Here is a 19595-nt window from a genome sequence, read left to right as displayed (position 1 = left end):
GACAAGCTCAAGCATAATGGCTGCAAGGTCTGTATTGCCTGCGAGACGTCGAATTCGGTGCAGGGGCAGGACGTGCCACTGAGCGAGAAGGCTGTTCTGAGCGCGGTCGAGATGGTGGCGTTCGGGGCGAAGATCGAGGAACTGGCGGCGTTCACCGCCGGGCAGGGCGTCGATCTGGTCTATCACCACCACATGGGCACTGTCGTCGAGACGCCTGTCGAGATCGACGCGTTCATGGCGGCGACCGGGCCTGCGACGAAGCTGCTGTTCGATGCGGGGCATTGCTATTTCGGCGGCGACGGGGTCGATCCCGCGCCGATGCTGCGCAAATATGTCGACCGCGTGCGCCATTTTCACGCCAAGAACGTTCGCCCCGAGGTGATGCGGCAGGTCCGCGACACCGGCATGAGTTTCATGGACGGGGTGCGCGCAGGTGTCTTCACCGTGCCGGGTGATCCCGAGGGCGGCGTGGAGTTCGGACCGCTCCTGCGGATTCTGAAAGAGGCGGGCTATGACGGCTGGATCGTGATCGAGGCCGAGCAGGATCCCGACCAGCGCAACCCGTTTGAGTATCAGTCCTTGGGGCTGAAGACGTTGAAAGGCGCGGCTGCCGAGGTGGGGTTGATCGCGGGTTGAGACCGGGAGGGGGCTCTGCCCCCGCTCCCTGACGGGAGCCCCCCGGGATATTTTGAGCAGTTGGAAGGAGAGAGACATGGCGGATCTGTTGCGCAAACCCTTTGGGACCCATGGCAAGGTGCATGAGATCACCCCGCAATCGGCGGGCTGGCGCTATGTCGGCTTCTCGCTCTACCGGCTGAGGGCGGGCGAGCGTGCGGCGGAGGCCACCGGTTCGAACGAGGCGATCCTCGTGATGGTTGAGGGCAAGGCGCAGATAACGGCCGCCGGGCAGGATTGGGGCGTGTTGGGCGAGCGGATGGATGTCTTCGAGAAGACGCCTCCGCATTGCCTCTATGTGCCCAACGATCAGGACTGGGAGGCCGTGGCCGAGACGGATTGCACGATTGCGGTCTGCCTCGCACCGGGTAAAGGCGGGCATGAGGCGCGCCGTATCGGGCCCGACGGGATCAGCCTGACCGAGCGCGGCACCGGCACCAACACGCGCTACATCAACAATATTGCGATGGAGGGGGAGGATTACTGCGACAGTCTGCTGGTCACGGAAGTCTTCACGCCTGCGGGCCATTGGTCGAGCTATCCCAGCCACCGCCATGACGAGGATGACTTCCCGCGCATCACCTATCTCGAAGAGACCTATTACCACCGCCTGAATCCCGCGCAGGGCTTCGGCATCCAGCGCGTCTATACCGAGGACGGCACGCTCGACGAGACGATGGCGGTCTCGGATGGCGACGTCGTGCTGGTCCCGCGCGGGCATCACCCCTGTGGCGCGCCCTACGGGTTCGAAATGTATTACCTCAACGTGATGGCCGGGCCGCGTCGTAACTGGCGGTTCCAGGCGGATCCGGCCGTGCAGTGGATCATGGAGCGCGATGCCTGAGGGCATCCCGGTGGAGAAGATGATGGAACAACCGTTTCAACTGGCGGCCTGCGCCGAGATGCTCTGGCGCGACCGACCGATCGAATGGCGCGCAGCGCGGCTGACCGAGATGGGCTTCGGCGTGGGGTTGTGGAACTGGCCGGATCACGACCTCGATAAGCTCGAGGCGGTGGGGGCGAATTACACGATCATGAACGGCTATCTGGAGGGGCGGCTGAGTGACCCAGAGGGGGCGGAGATACTGCTGCGCTCGGCGCGTGAGACCGCGGCGGTTGGCAAGCGGCTCGGCGTGGACCGGCTCAACCTGCATGGCACGGGGCTTGGGGACGGCGGCCTGCCGATCCCGCATTCTGGCAGCTTCGCGCCGGGCAGCTTCCAGCGGGCCTGCGATACGCTGAACCGGATTTGCGATCTGGCCGAGGAAGAGGGGGTGGTCTTCACGCTCGAGAACCTCAACCCGATCGATCATCCGGGCTGTCCCTTCGGCTCTACCGCGGATGTGCTGGCGCTGGTCTCCACCGTCGATCGTCCACAGCTGCGGATCAATCTCGACCTCTATCATACGCAGATCGGCGAAGGGGATCTGATCCGCTGGTGCAAGGCGAGCCTGCCCTGGATCGGCGAGGTTCAGGTGGCCGACAATCCGGGGCGCTTCGAGCCGGGCACGGGTGAGATCAACTATGCCGGTGTGGCGAAAGCGCTGCAGCAGATGGGCTATCGCGGTCCGGTCGCCATGGAGGCCTTCGCGCAGGGCGATGAGGAGGCGGCACTCGAGGCGTTTCGCGCGGCCTTTACGCTCTGAGACCCGTCGATATGCAAAGCGGTGTGCTGGTCGCGCTTCCGATCCGCATACTGTTCCGTTCCGCCACTGAAGTGGACCGTCGCGCCAGTGGCACGACGACACCAAAGACCACACGGTGCTTTGGGCTAACGTCCACCGGCCCCGGAATCCCTTGTCCCGATGGACCAGGGCCAGTCATGCCCTAACTGTCAAACCCGACCACTCAGGTGGGGCTGATCACCGGCCCGACCAAGTCGCTGGAACTGGGGCAGACCGAGACGCTGGAGAGCGGTCTCGTCTGGCTTCGGCATCGCGTGACCAAGGAACACTGAAATGCCCGTTACCTCCAAAGCCCCGCTCGCCATCGTGGCGCTTGCGACACTCCTGTCCCTCGTCGTTTTCACCCTGCCGCTGACCACGCTCGAGGCGATGACCGCCGCGCTCGGGCTTGGCCCGGCGCAGCAGGCGTGGATCATGTCGGGGATGCCATTGGGGGCGGCCTGCGGGCTTCTGATCGCCGGAGCCTTCGGCGATACGCTGGGGCGGCGGCGGACCTTCGTGGGCGGGCTGTGGCTTGCCGCGCTCGCTTCCGTTGCCGCTGCACTCGCGCCGACCGGTCTGTTCCTGATCGTCGCGCGTGTCGTGCAGGGCCTCGGCAGCGCCGGGATCATGGCCTGCGGCCTCGGGCTTCTGGGCCAGATCTACGAGGGCGAGCCGCGCCGCCGCGATCTGGGCCGCGGGCCTTGGCGCGGGCGTGGCGCTGGGGCCGATCCTCGCCGCGGCGCTGCTGCCGATTGGCGGATGGCCCGCAGGGCATTGGGCGATCGCGCTTGCCGCGACCATCCTTGCGCTGAGCGCCTCGGCCCGCCTGCCCGAGAGCCCGCGCAGCCCGCATAGGGTCGACCTCACGGGGGGCCTGCTTCTGATGCTCGGCCTCGGCTGCCTGCTCTCGGCGCTCATCGAGTTGCGGTTGAGAGCTTTCGGCGTGGTGGGCTTGCTCGCATTGGTCGCGCTGGCCTTTCTGGCTCTCTTTTTGCGCACCGAACGCCGGGCTCCGAACCCGATCCTGCGGCTCGATCTCTTTGCCCATGCGCCCTTCACCGGCGCAACACTCGCGGCTTTCGCCTCGGGCGCGGGCGTGCTCGCGCTGATGTCTCTGGTGCCAACCGTGCTGGTGCGCGGTATGGGGCAGACGCCACTTACGGCCGCTTTCGTTCTCCTCGCATGGTCGGCTTTGACCGCGATCGCCGCGCTCAACGCGCATCGCTTGCCCGCGCGCTGGACCTCGCGCCAGCGCGTGATCGGCGGGATCGTCGGCTGCGGGGTCGGACAGGCCCTTATGCTGCTTGCGACGCCTGCGGCGAGTTGGGCGATCCTCGTGCCGGGGCTGCTGATTGCCGGGGTCTCGAACGGTATCCTGAACGCCGCGCTAGGGCATGAGGCGGTGCAATCCGTCCCGCCCGAGCGCGCGGCGATGGGGTCGGCTGCCAATAATACCGCGCGCTACCTCGGCTCCGCCCTCGGGATCGCCTTGATCTCGATCCTGATTGCCGGACGCGATGGCGAGCGCTTCTTCGCGGGCTGGCACGACGCCGTGGTGATGAGCGCCTTGTTCAGCGGACTGGCAGTGTTTGCGATGCTCGGTCTCGCACGCGAGCGCGGTTCCCTCGGTGCGCGATGAGCGCAGTCCCGTGTCAGGCGTCGCCGCCGCATCGTCGGACCGCTCGCTGAGGATCCAGTGGCCGCACCCTGAACGTGCTGCGGCGTGCGACTACTGCCGGGTCAGCCTCACCGTGAACCCACCGCCACTCATGCTGAATGTAGCAAGCTTGCGTGCGTCATAGGCGGCATGCACATCGAACGACTTGAAGTAAAACGGCCAGACATATCCGGGCCCCAAGACAACGCGATAGGAAATGTCGCAGATTACCGTGTCGCCGTTTTGCTTCTTGGCTGTCGTTGCCATCTGCACCACGCGTCGACCATCATACATGGCCATTGGCGAAGGGCAGGTTTCACCGTTTGCCAGCTTTGCGAAGAATTCCGTGGGGAAGATCACACCGGCGGGGACTTTTCCGGCGTCCGTCATCTCGGTCATCTCAGAGCGCGGTGTAATCTTAACGGCCGTCACGGTGTCCGCGTCTCGGACGATCGCGATATCGCGCGTTTCGCTGCCCCGGCTCGTCCCGAGGTAATCGACCTCATGACCTTTGGCCTGCGTCACCGCCTCGAAGGTTCCGTCGTCCAAGCCGAACGGCGTGTTGTCGAGCGAGAGCAACAGTTTCGCATTTCTGCCTTGCCCCTCGAACTGCAGCATGCCCAGGGATCGGTGGCCCAGCGTGACCTTGTAGATTTGCTTTTCGGCCGCTGCCGGTCCCGCCAGCAGGCCGGAAAAAGTCGCAACGAGAAGGAGAATGCGTGTCATGAAAAATCCGTAGGCCAATGCTTTTTGTTATGCCTACTTCCTCCCACATAGCTGTGCGATATCCAACTCCGTGAAGGAGGGCCGACAACTGGACAAAATTGCAAAGATCTTTCCGGAAACAGGGTATTTGCGCGGTTCGACTTCTGCGTGGCCACAGGGCCTGTGGGGCGGCGCGCAATGTTGCGTGCTGTACGCTGAATTCGGTAGTAGATTCTGGCGAGCTCCAAGCAAAGCTTCGGGGGTCTTTTGCGCATAGGTTTGCGCAAATTTCGCGTAACTTTTCGTTTTAATTCAGCGTCTTACGAAGCGAATTCTTTCCGAGTCGACCCTAGCTTTTTCCTGTTTTTTGGAAAGAAAAACGAGCCCATATTCTTAGCAACTTTTTGAAACTGGGAAACTCGGCGGCTCCGATTCCGAGATTATTTTTCGCGCCAATTCCGAGAACGCCTGAAATCAAGATCGCTTGGTCAGCATTGCCGCGGAGGCACAGCTCACTGGAGATGCTGTCGGCCTCAAACCGGCCAATTCGCCCTGTCGCAGCTACCTACTGCTTGGGCTACGTTTCTGAAGGAGGCTCCTGCTGCCTTCCCTCCGAAGCATTGTAGGTGCCTTCACTTGTGTTCTCAGTCATGAAACGCTGGCTCACGGGTCGTTGGTTAGTTAAAGAGGCCAAATCCGGTTCGCGAATTTGCCATTACGGACAAGGAGCAGATTTGCCTGTAACTCTGTCGGGCACACTTCTGGCTCATCGTCGTCAAGGTCTGCCTTCGGAGGATTCCCCACGGGGTGGGTGCGGGCATAGGTAGCAGCGCCCTCGAATGCTTCTCTTGGAATCGAGGGATGCTCTTCACAGAGATCATCCAAGGTATCGCCGTCGCTAAGCCTGCCAAGCACAGATCGGCAAGTCATCCGCGTGCCTTTGATCAACGGGTTTGGGCGATACTGCGCCGCAGACATGGCTCTCAGATGGGCAGTCTGCACCGCTCCGCTTAGAAGGTGGCTGAGGTCTTCCAGAGGCCGAAAGGGAATGGTGGCCAACACTCTATCTTGGCGCACAGTACCCTAATACGCTCCCGGCGCGCGAAACAGGTGTGTCAGGGAGAGCGGATGCAATGCTTGCGAACCGCGTCCAGCGCCGCCGCAGTTGGGAGATAATCGCGGGCGACTGGAAGCTCAGGTCCGGTTCAGCCGCACGAACAGGAGCCAGAACATCGCGCTGAGAAGCGGCAGCGTCACCAGCAGAACGAGGGAGGACAGGGCGAAGATGATCGGCACCTGACTTTGCTGGGCTGCCGCCTGCACCCAGTTCCATACCGGCATGGTTTCCGATGTGCCACGCAGGAAGATCGTCCGCATGACCTCGTTGAAGGACATCAGGAAGCCGAAGAGGCCCGCACTGACGATGCCCGGCATGAGGATCGGAAATTCGATATCCTTGAAGACGCGCCAGTCGCTCGCTCCGAGGTCGCGTCCCGCCTCGATCAGGGTATGGTCGAAGCGCAGGGTCACGACGAGCACGATCAGGAGTGCGAAGGGCAGGGCCCAGACATAGTGCCCCACGGCGATCGACCAGAAGCCCAGATCTAGACCGAGCACGGACTGGCTGAAGATGAAGAGGGCCGCGCCCATCGACATCCCGGGCACGAAGAGCGGCAGGACGAAAACGAGGAGCATCGGGCCGGGGCTGGCCATGCGCGGTACTTCACGCCCGATCACTGTGGCGGTGACTGCGCTGACCAATCCGACGATCAGGCCAATCACGATGCTGGCGACGAAGGGCATGTGCCAGTCGCTGCTCGCGAACAGTGCCTGATAGTGGCGCAGAGAGAATGCGCCGGGGATGCCGGAGAGCGGGTCGCTCGAGATCGACAGCAGGACGAGCCAAAGCAGCGGGAAGTAGATCAGCGCGAGCATCGCGATGCCCATCCATTTGCCGAGCCGCTTCCAATTCGGGTTGTAGCTGGTTTCGAGCGAAACGGGGCCTGTCGTGGCGGTCATGTCGGTCATTGGTCTTTCCTTGTGCCCGTGGTCATCGGCGCAGCGCGAGTCTCGCGCCGCCGAGGTGGCGCAGGATGAGGGCCATCACCGCGAGGATCAGCAGCAGGAGGCCGATCACGAAAGCGGAGAGGGCGGCGACGACGGGATAGCGCAGGGCGGTGTAGGCGCTCTCGATCGAGCTCGATAGCAGGTTCACGAAGCCGCCGCCCAGCATTCCCGGCTCGACCCAAGCAGCCAGCGCGGGTCCGAGCGTGAAGACGAAGCCGGCCATGACGCCGGGCAGGGAGAGGGGCACGATCACCTTCCACAGGGTCTGTGCCGGGGTCGCCCCGAGGTCGTTGGAGGCTTCGATCAGGGTGTCGTCGATGAGGATGATGGCCATGTAGATCGGCAGGACCATCGGGGGGAACAGGGCCGGGATCATCCCGAAATGCACCGAGAATTCCGAGTAGAGCAGCCAGTCGAGCGGCGCATCCGTGATCCCGGTCGACATGAGGACGGTGTTGATCAGGCCGTTCTGGCCAAGGATCGCGCGCCAGACGATCGTGCGCGACGAAAGGTCGAGGAAGAACGGAATGGTCAGCAGCGCGAGGAACACGGCACGGGCCATCTGGCTGCGCGCTCCCTTGGCGAGCCAGAGCGCGAAGGGGAAGCCGATGGCGAGCTCGATCAGCGTCACGGTCAGCGCGATGCGCAGCGTGCGTAGCGTGACCTCCCAGCGCCCCGAGGCGAAGAGGCCCTTCCACGTCTCGAGGCTCGGCTCGTAGATCGTCTGGAAATACTCGGTCGAAAAGAAGCTGTAGACGAACAGGATGAGGAGCGGAACGATCACCAGCACGGTCCAGGCCGCGCAGATCACCCATAGCGCCACGGTTGCGACGGGGATTCTCATAGCGGGCTTGCGGCCTTTGTCCTTCGGTCTGGTCTGCGTCATGGGCGCATCCAATTCGGCGTTCATGGTCATCTATCTTCCTGTGGTGTTCGGCCCTTTGGCGAGGCCGGGTAGCGTCCCCCGCAGGCGCGGAGGACGCGAAGGGATCAGGCGTTGAGGAACCGCTGCCACTGCTCCTCGATGTCGGACGCGTTCTGCGGCGTCGTGGTCGAGGTGAAGGGCTTCTCGAACTTGCGGTTCACCTTGGCTTCGGTGGCGCGCAGGGCTTCGATTTCCGCGTCGCTCCAGCCGTTCTCTTCGGCATAGGCCACGCCGAGGTCCATGTTCGGGCCGGCATAGCCGCGATCGCGGGCCTGAAGCGCACGGTATTCGCCGCCGAGGAAGTAGTTCAGCATCTTGTAGATGTTGTCGACATTGTCGCGTTCCATCGCGGGGGCGGCGACATAGGCGCCGTGGCCCCATTTGAAGTAGCCCTCGACGGTGTAGGCGTAACGCGTCGCGTTCTCGCCCAGCACGTTGTTGGCTTCACGCACTGCCGGTTCCCAGCAGTTGATCACGTCGACTTCCTTGTTGGTCAGAAGCTGGATCTGCTCCTCGAAGGCACCGTAGAGCGTGCGGAACTGACCCGCTTTCTTGCGCTCGATGAGGAAGTCCGCGACCACCGCCGCTTCTTCGGCGGTCATATCCGAGACATTCTTAATGTCGGCTTTGCCGGTTTCCTTCAGGTAGAGCGCGGCGGAGGGCATCGAGTAGCTCCAGCCCTGCCCGTAGGCGACGCGGCCGCGGGTGGCTTCGTCTTCGAACATCAGCGACCACGAGAGTTCTTCCTCGCTTGCGGGATCGACGCCGATGGCCTCGGGCACATAGCCGAAGCTGTCGGCGTTGCCGATGACCGGAACGCCCCACTGGTTGCCCTCTTCGTCGGTGACGACAGGCGAGCGTTTCCAAGCATCCGACGTGCGCTCCCACAGGGTGAGTTCGGGGTGGTCCGTCTCGATCTTGGCATACATGCCGCGCGGGCCGAGAATGTCTTCGGTGCCGCTCTCGAAGATGTAGATGTCGGTGCTGTCACCGAGGTTCGACGCCATGATGTCGCGCATGAAAACACCGACATCGTTCGAGGTGCCGTTGAGTTCGCACTTGATGCCGAGGCTGGCTTCGAGCGGCGACCAATCCTTGAGCGCGGCGGTCGGAACGCCGTAAGCCCGCACGACGGGCATATCCTGTGCCATCGCACCACGGGGTGCGAGACCGGTAGCCGCGAGGGCTGCCGTGCCAGCAACCGCGCCCATGCCGCGAAGCATGTTGCGCCGGGTCAGTTCGATCTGATCGAACGTAGAGAACTTGTCCTTCATTTTTCCTTCTCCTGTTGGGGCTTCGCGCCGTCTCGAGCGGCTGCGTAAGCCAGTTTTCCCGAAGGTGGACCGATCGACGCGATCAGCCCTTGTGTTCGGGGAAAATCACGGCGTCCGAGAGCTTCCAGCCGACCCGCGAGATGGCGCCCTTCTCGTTGGGCGCACCGTGCCAGGACCGAAGACGCAGCGTGCCCGCTTTCGTCTCGACCATCATGTCGGTGTATTTCCCGCGATAGACGCGGTTGGACAGGGTGGCATCGAGCCCGTCCTCGTCGGCTGCGACCGGTCCGATCCGTTCGGCCCGGATGGCAAGGTTGATGGCGCCGCCCGGCTGAATGTCAGAGGTGGCGAGAGTGCCGCGCACGACTGCGCCGCCGACCAGTTCCACCTCGCCGATCTCGCCGTCCTTGCGCAGAAGCTTGCCGTCGAGAATGTTCTCGTAGCCCATGAAATCCGCAGCGAACCGCGTCACCGGGCGGTCGAACAGGTCGAGCGGCGCGCCGCTTTGCTCGATCCGGCCGTGCTTCATCAGAACGACGCGGTCGCTCATGGTCAGCGCTTCTTCCTGAGAATGGGTGATGTAGATGAAGGTCATGCCAAGCTTGCGCTGAAGCTCCATGAGTTCCAGTTGCATGTCCTGACGCAGGCGTTCGTCCAGAGCGCCGAGCGGTTCGTCGAGAAGCAGGATCGCGGGGCGGGTGACGACCGCGCGCGCAAGCGCCACACGCTGGCGTTCCCCGCCGGAGAGTTGCCCGATGGAGCGGTCGGCCTTGGCCCCGAGTTGCACCATCTCGAGCGCACGCTTCGCCTCGGCGGTCGAGTCCTGGGCCGTACGGCCGCGGATGCGCAGGCCGTAGGCCACGTTCTCGATCACGTTCATATGCGGGAACAGCGCGTAGTTCTGGAACACCGTGGTGCAGTTGCGCTTGGCCGCGGGCAGCCCCACGACATCTTCGCCCCCGATGCGCAGACGGTCGACCGAATAGGGAGTTTCCAGCCCGGAGATCACGCGCAGCATCGTCGTCTTGCCCGAGCCGCTGGAGCCGAGGATCGTCAGGAATTCGCCCTTCGCCGCTGACAGCGACACATCGGACAGCGCGGTGACCCTGCCGTACTTGTGGACGACATTGCTGACCTCGAGCATGGGTTCGCTGTGCATATCCTTCATTTCATGTCCTCAAGTCAGTCGATTAGTGAGAGTGATGGGGCGTGCGCAGCACGGCCGTCTCAAGTGTCAGAATGCGCAATGCGAGCGACAGCGCGAGGTCGAGCACGTCGCGCGAAAGCCGGGCCGGGTCCCGCACAGAGTCGGCAGGAAGGACGCCGTCGAGGGGCTCCAGTCCGGCGTTGCGTCGCAAGGCGCGTCCGGTCGCGCGCAGAGCCTCGCCAACAAGGGCCCGGGCGGCGCGATCGGTAGGGTCGGACGTACGTTCGGCCTCTAGGCGCGCGGCAATTTCGGTCAGGCCGACGCCTCCACCTGTCAGGGTACCGCCAGTTCGCGCCGAGCGGACCGAAGCAAGCGCACGTGCCATCCGTGCGCGCAAATCGGGTTCGGTCCTGTGCGGACCGATGAAAAGCTCGACCCAGCGTCCCGAGAGGCGGGCGTAGCGCCGTTGAGCATGTTCGCGGTCGAGTGCGAGATAGCGGTTGCGTTCGATTTCGTGGGCGATGTCTTGAAGCCGCAGCGCGATGGCCGCGGCGTCGCCGGCGGGGGCGGAGAAGGTCACGTGATCTCCGCTGCGCCGGAACGCCTCTGCCGCACCGAGATGCTCGGGCGTGAGTGTGTCGAGTGTCTGGCCGGTCTCGTCATCCACGAGGGCCGCGCCGGTCGCGACCGCGAGGTCCCGCAGGATTTCGGCGGCGCGCGGGCCCTTGTCGCGCGGCGTGATCGCGGCCACGCGCAGAACGCCGGCCTGCCGGTTGCGCTCCAGAAGCTGCTTGGCGGCGCCCTCGAGCCCCCGCGCCGCGATCAGCAGCGACTTGCCGCTCTGCGCGAAACCTTCGATCACGGGGGCGAGGCGTTTGAAATCGGTCAGGATGTCGTTGACCACCAGAACGTGGACCGCATCCATATGCGTCAGCACCCCCGACAGGAGCGGCTCCATATCGGCGGAAAAACCTTCGACATGATCGAGGCGCAGTCCGGGTTCCGGCTGGTCGCTCAGCTCGACATGACCCTCGGACCCTGCGAGTTCGAGCGCGCGGTGCAGGGCATCCGTCGCGTCGGGGGGAAGGGCTGCAGCGGCGAGGATGCCTTCGTTATCATCGACGTCTTCCGTGACGGCCTCGAAATGGCGCGTAATCTCGGGGCGCAACGCATCGACAGAGCGGATAAGGCGCGAAGGATGCACACCCGCGGCGACGGACCGACGTCCGGTCGCCAGCGCGGCGCCGGTCATCACGGCCATGCGCGCGGTGCCGTCGCCCAGATCGCGGTCCGCCGACACCAGCGCTTCCCGCAGAAGCACCTCGCTCGTCCCGTCCGCGCAGAAATGACGGGCGATTTCCGTGCCGGTGGTGGCGCGTCGCACGCGCGCGCCCAATGTGTAGAGCGCCGCGCGCCCGTCGGGGCCGAGCTTGGCTGCAATCGCGCGCAGAACCGGCGCGAGATCGTCCGTCAGCTCCGCCTGAAGCGAATTGCCCGATATGATGCGCACGGCGGTCATGCGGTGGTCAGCCTCGCCTCATCCATAAGAACCTGATGAACCGCCTTCGCGACGGCGATCGCGTTCGGGGTGTCGGAATGGACGCAGATGCTTTCGGCGACGACCGACACGTCCTTGCCGCTCACGGCGGTGGTCATGCCTTCGAGCACGGCGCGGCGGACCTTCTCGGCGACGGCCTCAGGCGCGACGCTCTCATGCTCGCGCGAAATGATCTGGCGTCCGTCGTCACCATAGTCGAGGTCAGCATAGAACTCGCAGCTGAAAGGGATTCCGCGGCGGGTGAACACCTCCGACATACAGCAGTCGGAATAGGCGATCACTGGCAGGCCGAGCGCTTCGGCCGCATCCGCAACACCTTCCGCCACGTGCATCTCGTTCTGAGCCATGCCGAAGAGCGCGCCGTGCGGCTTGATGTGCGAGAGCGCAAGACCTTCGGCCGCGGCCAGCGCCTGCAGCGCGCCGGTCTGATACATGATGAGCGCGTAGATCTCGTCGCGCCGCATCTGCATCCGCCGCCGTCCGAAGCCCTCACGGTCGGGCAGGCCGGGGTGGGAGCCGACATTGATGCCGGCGGCCTTCGCCTTGCGCAGGGTGTCGCGCATGACCACGGGATCGGAGGCGTGAAAGCCGCAGGCGATGTTGGCGTGGGTGACGAAGGGCATGCAGGCCGCGTCGTCGCCGAACGCGTAAATCCCGAAGGACTCGCCCATATCGCAATTGATCGTCACCATCTTCGCCTCCAAATGATATATCATGTATCCTATAACGACGATATCGCCACCTTGTGTCAAGATAATCTTTCCCAAGGGGAAGCAGGTCGGGGCCGAAAACGTATGGCGCCTCTTTGCGTCGCAAACGAAAATCGCGTGACGAAAGCGAATCTGGGCGGGTGGCTGTTTTTTTGGGCAGGGCAAGGATGTCGGCAGCGAGGCGGGTGAGGCGCGGTTTGGTCGCCGGGTGCTGCCGGGGCATTTTGCGCAGGGCCTGCTGCGCAAAAAAGAAGGGCGGCAAGGTGCCGCCCCGGTGGGTGTCTACTTGAGTTCTGGCCGGTGTCGCGCTCAGGCCCCCTCAGTCAGCGGCATCAGCGGAAGCAATGCTTTCGCGGCAATGTCGATATCCTGCCGCATGAACCGACCCGCTGCTTCCGCGTCGCGCCGCTCGATTGCTGCGAGGATATTGCGGTGTTCGTCATTGGCGTGGTGTTTGAAGTGCTCATCGTCGAAAAGGCCGGTAAAAACGGGGCCAACCTTTAGCCATAAGTCATTGATAAGAAGGAGGAGTTCCGGATTGTTCGCGCGGCGGTAGACGGTGAAGTGGAATTCGCGGTTGAGGGTCAGATAGCCCGCGGAATCATGTCGTTTCGCGACCTCTTCCACTCGCGCGGTCAGTTCTGAGAGCTGCGCGATTTCCTCCTCGGTGAACTTGTCGACGGCCAGTTCCGCCGCCATTCCTTCAAGCGCTGCTCGGATTGGCATGAGCTCGCGAAATCGTCTCTGGGTCATGCGGGGCACCACGATCGACCGATTCGGCAGCACCGTCAGAAGGCGCTCGGCGACGAGCCGTTGAAGCGCTTCGCGGATCGGGGTGGCGGAGATTCCGTAGTTCGCCGCGAGCGTGCGGATGACCAGCGGCTCCATCGGGATAAAAAGGCCCTCCTGCATCCCGTCCCGGATCGCGTGATACGCCTGGTCGCTCAATGACTGGTGCTCAATCTTCTTCACTCGAATGCCTTTCGCTGCGCTTGGTCCGCTTCCCAACTTGGTATCTTACTTTGTATCGACGGGTAAAGGCCGTTGACGCTAATTGATATATCATATACTCCAACTGAGGAAGATCCAGCGGCAAAGTCGCGCGGATGCGTCGGAAAATAGCCGAGAGGAGAACAGGTCGAATGCTTCACGAAGCTCTGCGATTCTATCCCGGAGGAGATCGCGCGATCGAGGTCGAGCTGGGTGACGGGATGGATTTCACCATCAACTTCATCGTTCACCGACTTGTCGCTGCCGTACGAGAGGCGCGGATCGCGGGCGTTGTCGATCTGATCCCCGAGCTGGCCTCGTTCCAGGTGAACTACGATCCCGACCGTATCTCCTACGAAGACCTGTGCCACGAGATCGAAGCGCTTTATGCGGAGATGGGGCGCGGGGTGACGGGAACGCTCGCAAGCCGGCTGATCACCATTCCTGTGCTCTATTTCGATGAGAAGACGGAAGCCTGCGTCGAAGACTACCGCAAGGACTATCCCGAGAAGACGCCCGATCCCGAGTTGATCTGCGAGTTGAACGGGTTGCCGGATCGTGCCGCGCTGCGCCGCCGTCACGCCTCGACCGAATACTGGGTTGCGGCGCTCGGCTTCTGGCCCGGTCTGTGCTCGCTTCTCGCGCTCAATCCTACCGCGCGGATCATCGCGCCGAAATACAATCCGCCGCGCACTCATACCCCGAAAGGGGCGGTCGGTCTCGGTGGTGCGTTGACCTGTATCTATCCGGATGCGACGCCGGGCGGCTATCAGCTTATCGGTCATACGCCGGCGCCGACCTATGATGGAGCGCAGCGGCTTCCCGACTTCACGGACAGTCTCGCGCTGTTCCGGGCTGGCGACCGGGTTCGGTTCAAGCCCGTCGAACGCGATGAATACAGCGAGATCGAAGCGCGCGTCGCCGAGGGGACGTTCCGTCACGACATCGTCGATTACCAAGTCTTCTCGGTCGACCGCTATCTCGACTGGGCCAAGGCGCAAGAGGAGGCCTCCAAATGAGCCGCACCATCACCACGGTGAAGCCGGGTCTTCAGACCTGTGTGCAGGAGCTTCCGGGGCGCGAGGGCTTTCTGGAGCAGGGGTTCCCGCTCTCGGGTCCCTTCGACGCTTGGTCGTTCAGGCAGGCGAATATCCTTGTCGGCAATGACCGAGATACCGCTGCGCTGGAGTGCCAGTTCATGGGGCCGACCCTGACCTTCGATGCCGACATGCTGATCGCCGTCACCGGCGCGGACATGTCGCCCGCGCTCGACGGCGAGCCGATCCCGATGTACGCGACCGTCGCGGTCTCGGCGGGCCAGACGCTGACAATGGGCTTCGCCAAGACCGGCGCGCGGGCCTATCTCGCGGTGTCCGGCGGGATCGCGACCGAGCCGGTTCTGGGTTCGCGCGCCGTGTTCCATCAGGCGGGCGTCGGCGGTCATGCCCTCATTGCCGGTCAGGCGCTGCCGGTCGGCGCCTCGGAGGCGAGCGCCCTCTACGTTCTCCCCGAATCCGCGCGCCCGGTGATCGGCGCCGACCGCATTTGGGAGGTCGAGGCGCTGTGCGGGCCGAATGACGACTGGCTCGACGAGGCGACGATCGAGATGTTCTTTTCGACCGACTGGCAGATCCAGACAAAGAGCAGTCGCACCGGCATTCGCCTGACCGGCCCGGATTTCGGGTTTTCCGACAAGGCTTTGAACAAATCCCCGGATCACGGGCAGGACCCGTCGAACATCATCGACCACGGCTATCCGATGGGGGCTGTGAACCTTGCCGGTCAGACGCCGATCATCCTCGTCAATGACGCGCCGAGCACCGGCGGCTTCATCAACCCCTTCACCATCGCGAGCGCCGCCTTCTGGAAGCTGGCGCAGGCCAAGCCGAACGAGACCCTGCGTTTCCGCCGTGTGGACCGCGACGGCGCAGCGGCGCTGCGGGCCGAAATCGATGCAAAAACCAAACCCGAGATCCTGGAAAATGCCTGAAGCGATGATGACAGACGGCTCTGCGGTCGACCAAGACTCCCTTCTGGCTGGGCTGTTGGCCAGCGCGCCGCCGCGGCTGACGCCGGATCAGGCCCAGACGCTTTTGCACGATCACTGGGGGATCGACGGTTCCGCACATGAAATCGCCTGCGAGCGAGACCAGAATTTCCGCATCGTGACCGGGACTGGGCAGGACTACATCCTGAAGATCTCGAATGCGGTCGAGGACCCGCTCAACACGGAGTTCCAGACCGCGGCGCTGCGCTGGGTTGCCCGGGTCGATCCCGAGCTTCCACTTCCGCGCGCGGTGGCTGCGCTCGACGGTGCGTTCACGCAGCGGCTAAAGCTGCCGTCGGGGCGCACCAGCGTGGTGCGGGTTCTGTCCTGGCTTGACGGCACGCCGCTGCATCACGTGCCGATGACGGCGCGGATGCAGTCCGGGATCGGCGCGATGACGGCGCGGCTGGGCCGGGCGCTCGAAGGGTTCGACCATCCGGGTGCGCGCCATGAACTGCTGTGGGACATCCAGCATCTCCCGCGCCTGCGCCCACTGACCGAGAGCCTCGGCGAGGATGCGGTGGCGGATGCGGTGCGGCGCGAGCTCGATCATTTCGAGGCGCAGGTTGCCCCTGCGCTCGGCGGTCTGCGCCGTCAGGTGATCCATAACGACATGAACCACCACAACATCCTCGTGGATGCGAGCGAGCAGGACCGGATCACCGGCATTCTCGATTTCGGCGACATGGTGAACACTTATCTCGCCATCGATGTGGCCGTCGCCGCCTCCTATCTGGCGAGCGAAGACGATCCGCTCGACGCAATCGCGCGTCTCGTGGCCTCCTATCACGCCGTCCTGCCGCTCGAGCGCGAGGAGGTGGAGCTGCTACGCGATCTGACGGTGGCGCGCCTCGTAGCTTCGATCACGATCACCAACTGGCGTGCAGCGCGCTACCCTGAGAACGCTGCCTACATCCTGCGCAACAACGGGCCAGCCCGCACGGCCATGGCCCGTTTCGCGACCCTTCCCACCCAAGACGTGACCCGGGCTTTGCTCAGCGCGTGCGATATGGAGTGAACGCATGAATATTGACACCGGCATGGTCAATGCCTTCCAAGAAGGCGCCACGGATCTCGACCCAGAAACGCGCGAGATGATCGAACGGCGCAAGGCGCTGCTTGGCCCGGCGTATCGTCTCTTCTACGACAAGCCGTTGCATCTCGTGCGCGGCGAGGGGGCCTGGCTCTTCGATCAAGAAGATAACGCTTATCTCGATGCCTATAACAACGTGACCTCCATCGGCCATTGTCATCCCAAGGTGGTCGAGGCGATCGCGACGCAGGCCGGCATCCTCGCGACCAACACCCGCTATATCCACGGCAGTATCCTCGATTATGCCGAACGGCTTCTGAAAACGATGCCGGACGAGATCGGGCACATGATGTTCACCTGCACCGGGTCCGATGCCAACGACCTCGCCGTGCGCATCGCGCAGGCCTATACCGGGGGGCTCGGGATCGTCGTGACGGAGACGGCCTATCATGGCATCACCCAGTCGGTATCCGAGTTTTCTCCCTCGCTCGGCGCGAATGTCGACCTTGGTCCGCATGTGCGTACCGTGCCCGCGCCGGATGCCTATCGTCAGGGCGAGGACATGGCGGCGAATTTCGCCGCCGCCGTCGAGGCCGCCTTCGCCGATCTGAAGCGGCACGGCATCAAGCCCGCACTCTTCATCTGCGACGGTATCTTCGCCAGCGACGGGGTCTTCGACGGGCCGCGCGGTTTCCTCAAGGGGGCGGTCGACGCGGCACATGCGGCTGGTGCTGTCTACATCGCCGACGAAGTGCAGTCGGGCTTCGGACGGACCGGCGATGCGCTCTGGGGGTTCCAGCGTCATGACGTGGTCCCCGACCTTGTCACCATGGGCAAGCCGATGGGCAATGGCTACCCGGTCGCGGGCGTTGCCGTGCGCCCGGAGCTGGTCGAGGAATTCGGGCGCAAGGCGCGGTATTTCAACACTTTCGGGGGCAACGCGGTCGCGATCGCCGCCGCGACCGCCGTGCTCGACGTGATCGAGGGCGAGGGGCTGACCGAGAACGCGCGCGAGATCGGTGCCTATCTTCAGGACGGGATCCGCGCTCGGGCGGAGGCCCATCCTTGCGTCGGAGACGTCCGGGGCGCGGGGCTGTTCCTCGGGGTCGAGATCGTGTCTGACCGCGCCGCCAAGGCGCCGGATGCGGCCGCGACGTCGGCCATCGTAAACGGTCTGCGGGAGGAACGTGTCCTGATCTCGGCCTGCTCGAAAACGCATAACGTTCTCAAAATACGCCCGCCGCTCGTCTTCACCCGAGAGAATGCCGACCAGTTCCTGGCCGCCTTCGACCGGGTTCTCGCCCGCATCAAGTAACACGAGACCAACAGGAGGCCCGATATGGCCATCACGCAAATCGAAGCTGCACTTCCGGGGCTCGTCTTTCACCGCCCGTCGCCTGAAGCCGAGCCGTTCAAGGCGCCCGGCGATGCCGTGGCTGTGGGGGATACTCTCGCGCTCGTGGAGGTCATGAAGTCCTACATTCCGATCGAGGCCGAGGTGGCGGGAACCTTCAAGGGTTACGCAGCGCCCGATGGCGAAAGTATCGAGCCGGGCGATGCGCTGTGCGAGATCGAGGTGTCCGAATGACGTCGCAGGGTTCCGGCATTAAGAAGCTTCTGATCGCGAACCGCGGCGAGATCGCCGTGCGCATCATCCGAGCAGCGCGAGATCTGGGTATTCGAACCGTACAGGTCGTGTCGGAAGCCGACCGCGAGATGCTGGCCGCCCGGCTGGCGGACGAAGTGATGGTGATCGGCCCGGCGCAGGCGGCGAAGTCCTATCTCGACATCGACGCGGTCCTGAAAGCGGTGTCGGAGAGCGGTGCGGATGCGGTGCATCCCGGTTACGGCTTCCTCTCCGAGAGCGCCGAGTTCGCCCGCCGCGTAAGCGAGTTGGGCGTGACATTCTGCGGCCCCGACGCGGCCACGATCGAGCGGATGGGCGACAAGGTGAACGCGCGCAGCGCCGCGATCGAGGCAGGCGTGCCAGTGGTCCCGGGCAGCGACGGACGTGTCGACGGTCTCGACGCGGCGGTCGAGGTGGCTGAACGGATCGGCTACCCGGTGATGATCAAGGCTGCCGCTGGCGGTGGCGGGCGCGGTATCCGTATCGCCAATACCCGAGAAGAGCTGATCGCCGCACTCCCCACGGCGATGAACGAGGCACGGGCCGGGTTCGGCGATGACGGGGTCTATATCGAGGCCTTCATTCGCAACGCGCGTCATATCGAAGTGCAGATTCTCGGCGACGGCACCCGTGCGGTCCATTTGTTCGAGCGGGAATGCTCACTCCAACGCCGCCGTCAGAAGGTCTGGGAAGAAGCGCCCGCCGTGGCCCTTCCGGACGCGGTGCGCGCCGATCTTTGCGCCGCTGCGGTGCGCCTGGCCGAGGGCGTTTCCTATCGCGGGGCAGGGACGCTGGAATATCTCTACGACATGGACCGAGAGGCGTTCTATTTCATCGAGATGAATACGCGCATCCAGGTCGAGCACCCGATCACCGAGATGATCACCGGCGTCGATCTCCTGCGCGAGATGCTTCTGATTATGGGCGGCGAGCCGCTGTCGCTCAAGCAAGAGGATATCACCGCGCGCGGTCATGCCATCGAAGTTCGCATCAACGCCGAGAATCCTGACAAGAATTTCTTCCCCGCCCCCGGTGTTCTCGAAACTTTAAAGGTTCCGGGCGGGCCGGGCGTGCGCTTCGACACCGGCGTCTGCGAGGGTGACACGATCCCTCCTTATTACGATTCACTCCTTGGAAAGCTCATCGTTTGGGACCGTACTCGCGACGGCGCCTTGGCGAAGCTGGCAGGCGCGCTCGGCGAACTTCAGATCGGTCCGAAACCGACCACAGCGAGTCTTCATGCCGCCTTGTTGATGGCGCCGGACGTCATCTCTGGCTCGGTGTCGACGCTTTGGCTCGAAGACTGGCTGGCGATGCGGGCTGAGGACATTCGCAAATCCGCCTGACGACCGGGCGGATCGCGGCCCCCGAGGAAGGAACCCTCCGATCGGTCGCGGTGATCGGGGCGCTCTCTTGAGGGTCATTCGCCCGTGCATCCGGCCTTGCACGCGGCGACCTGAAAGCCATCGCCACAAGCCGTATCGTCAGCTTTGAAGATGAGGCGATAATCGGC

The 19595-nt window shown here is 63.9% G+C and carries 18 protein-coding genes and 1 pseudogene; 11 read left to right on the top strand and 8 right to left on the bottom strand.

The genetic code is table 11. From position 1 onward, the window contains the following. The 5 genes and pseudogenes from BMI85_RS20680 to BMI85_RS21740 form a co-directional block, all read left to right on the top strand. A partial coding sequence (locus BMI85_RS20680; protein WP_078602654.1) for a TIM barrel protein occupies positions 1-636 on the top strand: 636 nt, incomplete at its 5' end. Between the two features lie 76 nt (positions 637-712). Then, positions 713-1519 (top strand): 5-deoxy-glucuronate isomerase, encoded by an 807-nt coding sequence (iolB, locus tag BMI85_RS20675; protein WP_078602653.1) that lies wholly within the window; start codon positions 713-715, stop codon positions 1517-1519. Between the two features lie 22 nt (positions 1520-1541). After that, complete coding sequence (locus tag BMI85_RS20670; protein WP_078602658.1) at positions 1542-2321, top strand: TIM barrel protein; 780 nt, start codon at positions 1542-1544, stop codon at positions 2319-2321. A gap of 312 nt (positions 2322-2633) precedes the next feature. Next, positions 2634-3008: pseudogene (locus tag BMI85_RS21745) on the top strand (MFS transporter); the annotation flags it as partial. Beyond that, entirely contained in the window at positions 2938-3981 is a 1044-nt protein-coding gene (locus tag BMI85_RS21740) for an MFS transporter (RefSeq protein WP_078602651.1), read from the top strand. The pseudogene BMI85_RS21745 and the gene BMI85_RS21740, both read left to right, overlap by 71 nt. 90 nt (positions 3982-4071) lie before the next feature. Here BMI85_RS21740 and BMI85_RS20655 read toward each other — a convergent pair whose 3' ends face one another. The 8 genes from BMI85_RS20655 to BMI85_RS20615 form a co-directional block, all read right to left on the bottom strand. After that, positions 4072-4725 (bottom strand): hypothetical protein, encoded by a 654-nt coding sequence (locus BMI85_RS20655; protein WP_143595234.1) that lies wholly within the window; start codon positions 4723-4725, stop codon positions 4072-4074. A 1173-nt stretch (positions 4726-5898) separates the two neighbouring features. Further along, a complete protein-coding gene (locus BMI85_RS20645; protein WP_078542418.1) occupies positions 5899-6732 on the bottom strand; it encodes an ABC transporter permease subunit in 834 nt (277 codons plus the stop codon). 22 nt (positions 6733-6754) lie between these two features. Next, positions 6755-7657, bottom strand: a complete 903-nt coding sequence (locus BMI85_RS20640; RefSeq protein ID WP_158522149.1) for an ABC transporter permease — start codon at positions 7655-7657, stop codon at positions 6755-6757. Between the two features lie 104 nt (positions 7658-7761). Continuing rightward, on the bottom strand, positions 7762-8970 hold the full coding sequence (locus BMI85_RS20635) for a hypothetical protein (RefSeq protein ID WP_078602648.1): 1209 nt from the start codon (positions 8968-8970) through the stop codon (positions 7762-7764). 82 nt (positions 8971-9052) lie between these two features. Beyond that, a complete protein-coding gene (locus BMI85_RS20630) occupies positions 9053-10138 on the bottom strand; it encodes an ABC transporter ATP-binding protein (RefSeq protein ID WP_078542421.1) in 1086 nt (361 codons plus the stop codon). Positions 10139-10160: 22 nt separating this feature from the next. Further along, positions 10161-11636 (bottom strand): TCP-1/cpn60 chaperonin family protein, encoded by a 1476-nt coding sequence (locus BMI85_RS20625; protein ID WP_078602647.1) that lies wholly within the window; start codon positions 11634-11636, stop codon positions 10161-10163. Further along, positions 11633-12391 (bottom strand): 5-oxoprolinase subunit PxpA, encoded by a 759-nt coding sequence (pxpA, locus tag BMI85_RS20620; RefSeq protein WP_246832612.1) that lies wholly within the window; start codon positions 12389-12391, stop codon positions 11633-11635. The genes BMI85_RS20625 and pxpA overlap by 4 nt, the downstream gene beginning before the upstream one ends. Before the next feature lie 303 nt (positions 12392-12694). Continuing rightward, on the bottom strand, positions 12695-13357 hold the full coding sequence (locus tag BMI85_RS20615) for a GntR family transcriptional regulator (RefSeq protein ID WP_143595232.1): 663 nt from the start codon (positions 13355-13357) through the stop codon (positions 12695-12697). 170 nt (positions 13358-13527) lie between these two features. Here BMI85_RS20615 and BMI85_RS20610 point away from each other — a divergent pair, with 170 nt between their 5' ends. The 6 genes from BMI85_RS20610 to BMI85_RS20585 are packed head-to-tail and all read left to right on the top strand — an operon-like array spanning position 13528 to position 19428. After that, positions 13528-14394 carry an allophanate hydrolase subunit 1 gene (locus BMI85_RS20610; protein WP_168174836.1) on the top strand — a complete coding sequence of 289 codons (867 nt, stop codon included), beginning with the start codon at positions 13528-13530 and terminating at the stop codon, positions 14392-14394. Continuing rightward, positions 14391-15365 (top strand): biotin-dependent carboxyltransferase family protein, encoded by a 975-nt coding sequence (locus BMI85_RS20605; RefSeq protein WP_078602644.1) that lies wholly within the window; start codon positions 14391-14393, stop codon positions 15363-15365. The genes BMI85_RS20610 and BMI85_RS20605 overlap by 4 nt, the downstream gene beginning before the upstream one ends. Positions 15366-15372: 7 nt before the next feature. Then, complete coding sequence (locus BMI85_RS20600; protein WP_210402392.1) at positions 15373-16440, top strand: phosphotransferase; 1068 nt, start codon at positions 15373-15375, stop codon at positions 16438-16440. A 4-nt stretch (positions 16441-16444) separates the two neighbouring features. Next, positions 16445-17770: an aminotransferase class III-fold pyridoxal phosphate-dependent enzyme gene (locus BMI85_RS20595; RefSeq protein ID WP_078602642.1), complete on the top strand. Its 1326-nt coding sequence runs from the start codon at positions 16445-16447 to the stop codon at positions 17768-17770. A 24-nt stretch (positions 17771-17794) separates the two neighbouring features. Further along, on the top strand, positions 17795-18043 hold the full coding sequence (locus BMI85_RS20590) for a biotin/lipoyl-containing protein (RefSeq protein WP_246831758.1): 249 nt from the start codon (positions 17795-17797) through the stop codon (positions 18041-18043). Next, entirely contained in the window at positions 18040-19428 is a 1389-nt protein-coding gene (locus BMI85_RS20585; RefSeq protein WP_078549612.1) for an acetyl-CoA carboxylase biotin carboxylase subunit, read from the top strand. The genes BMI85_RS20590 and BMI85_RS20585 overlap by 4 nt, the downstream gene beginning before the upstream one ends. The last annotated feature ends 167 nt before the right edge of the window (positions 19429-19595 follow it).

Source organism: Thioclava sp. DLFJ4-1 (assembly GCF_002020145.1).
GTDB classification, from domain to species: Bacteria; Pseudomonadota; Alphaproteobacteria; order Rhodobacterales; family Rhodobacteraceae; genus Thioclava; species Thioclava sediminum.
Note: the sequence above shows the minus strand (reverse complement) of the source record. Positions and strands in the feature narration are given on the sequence as shown.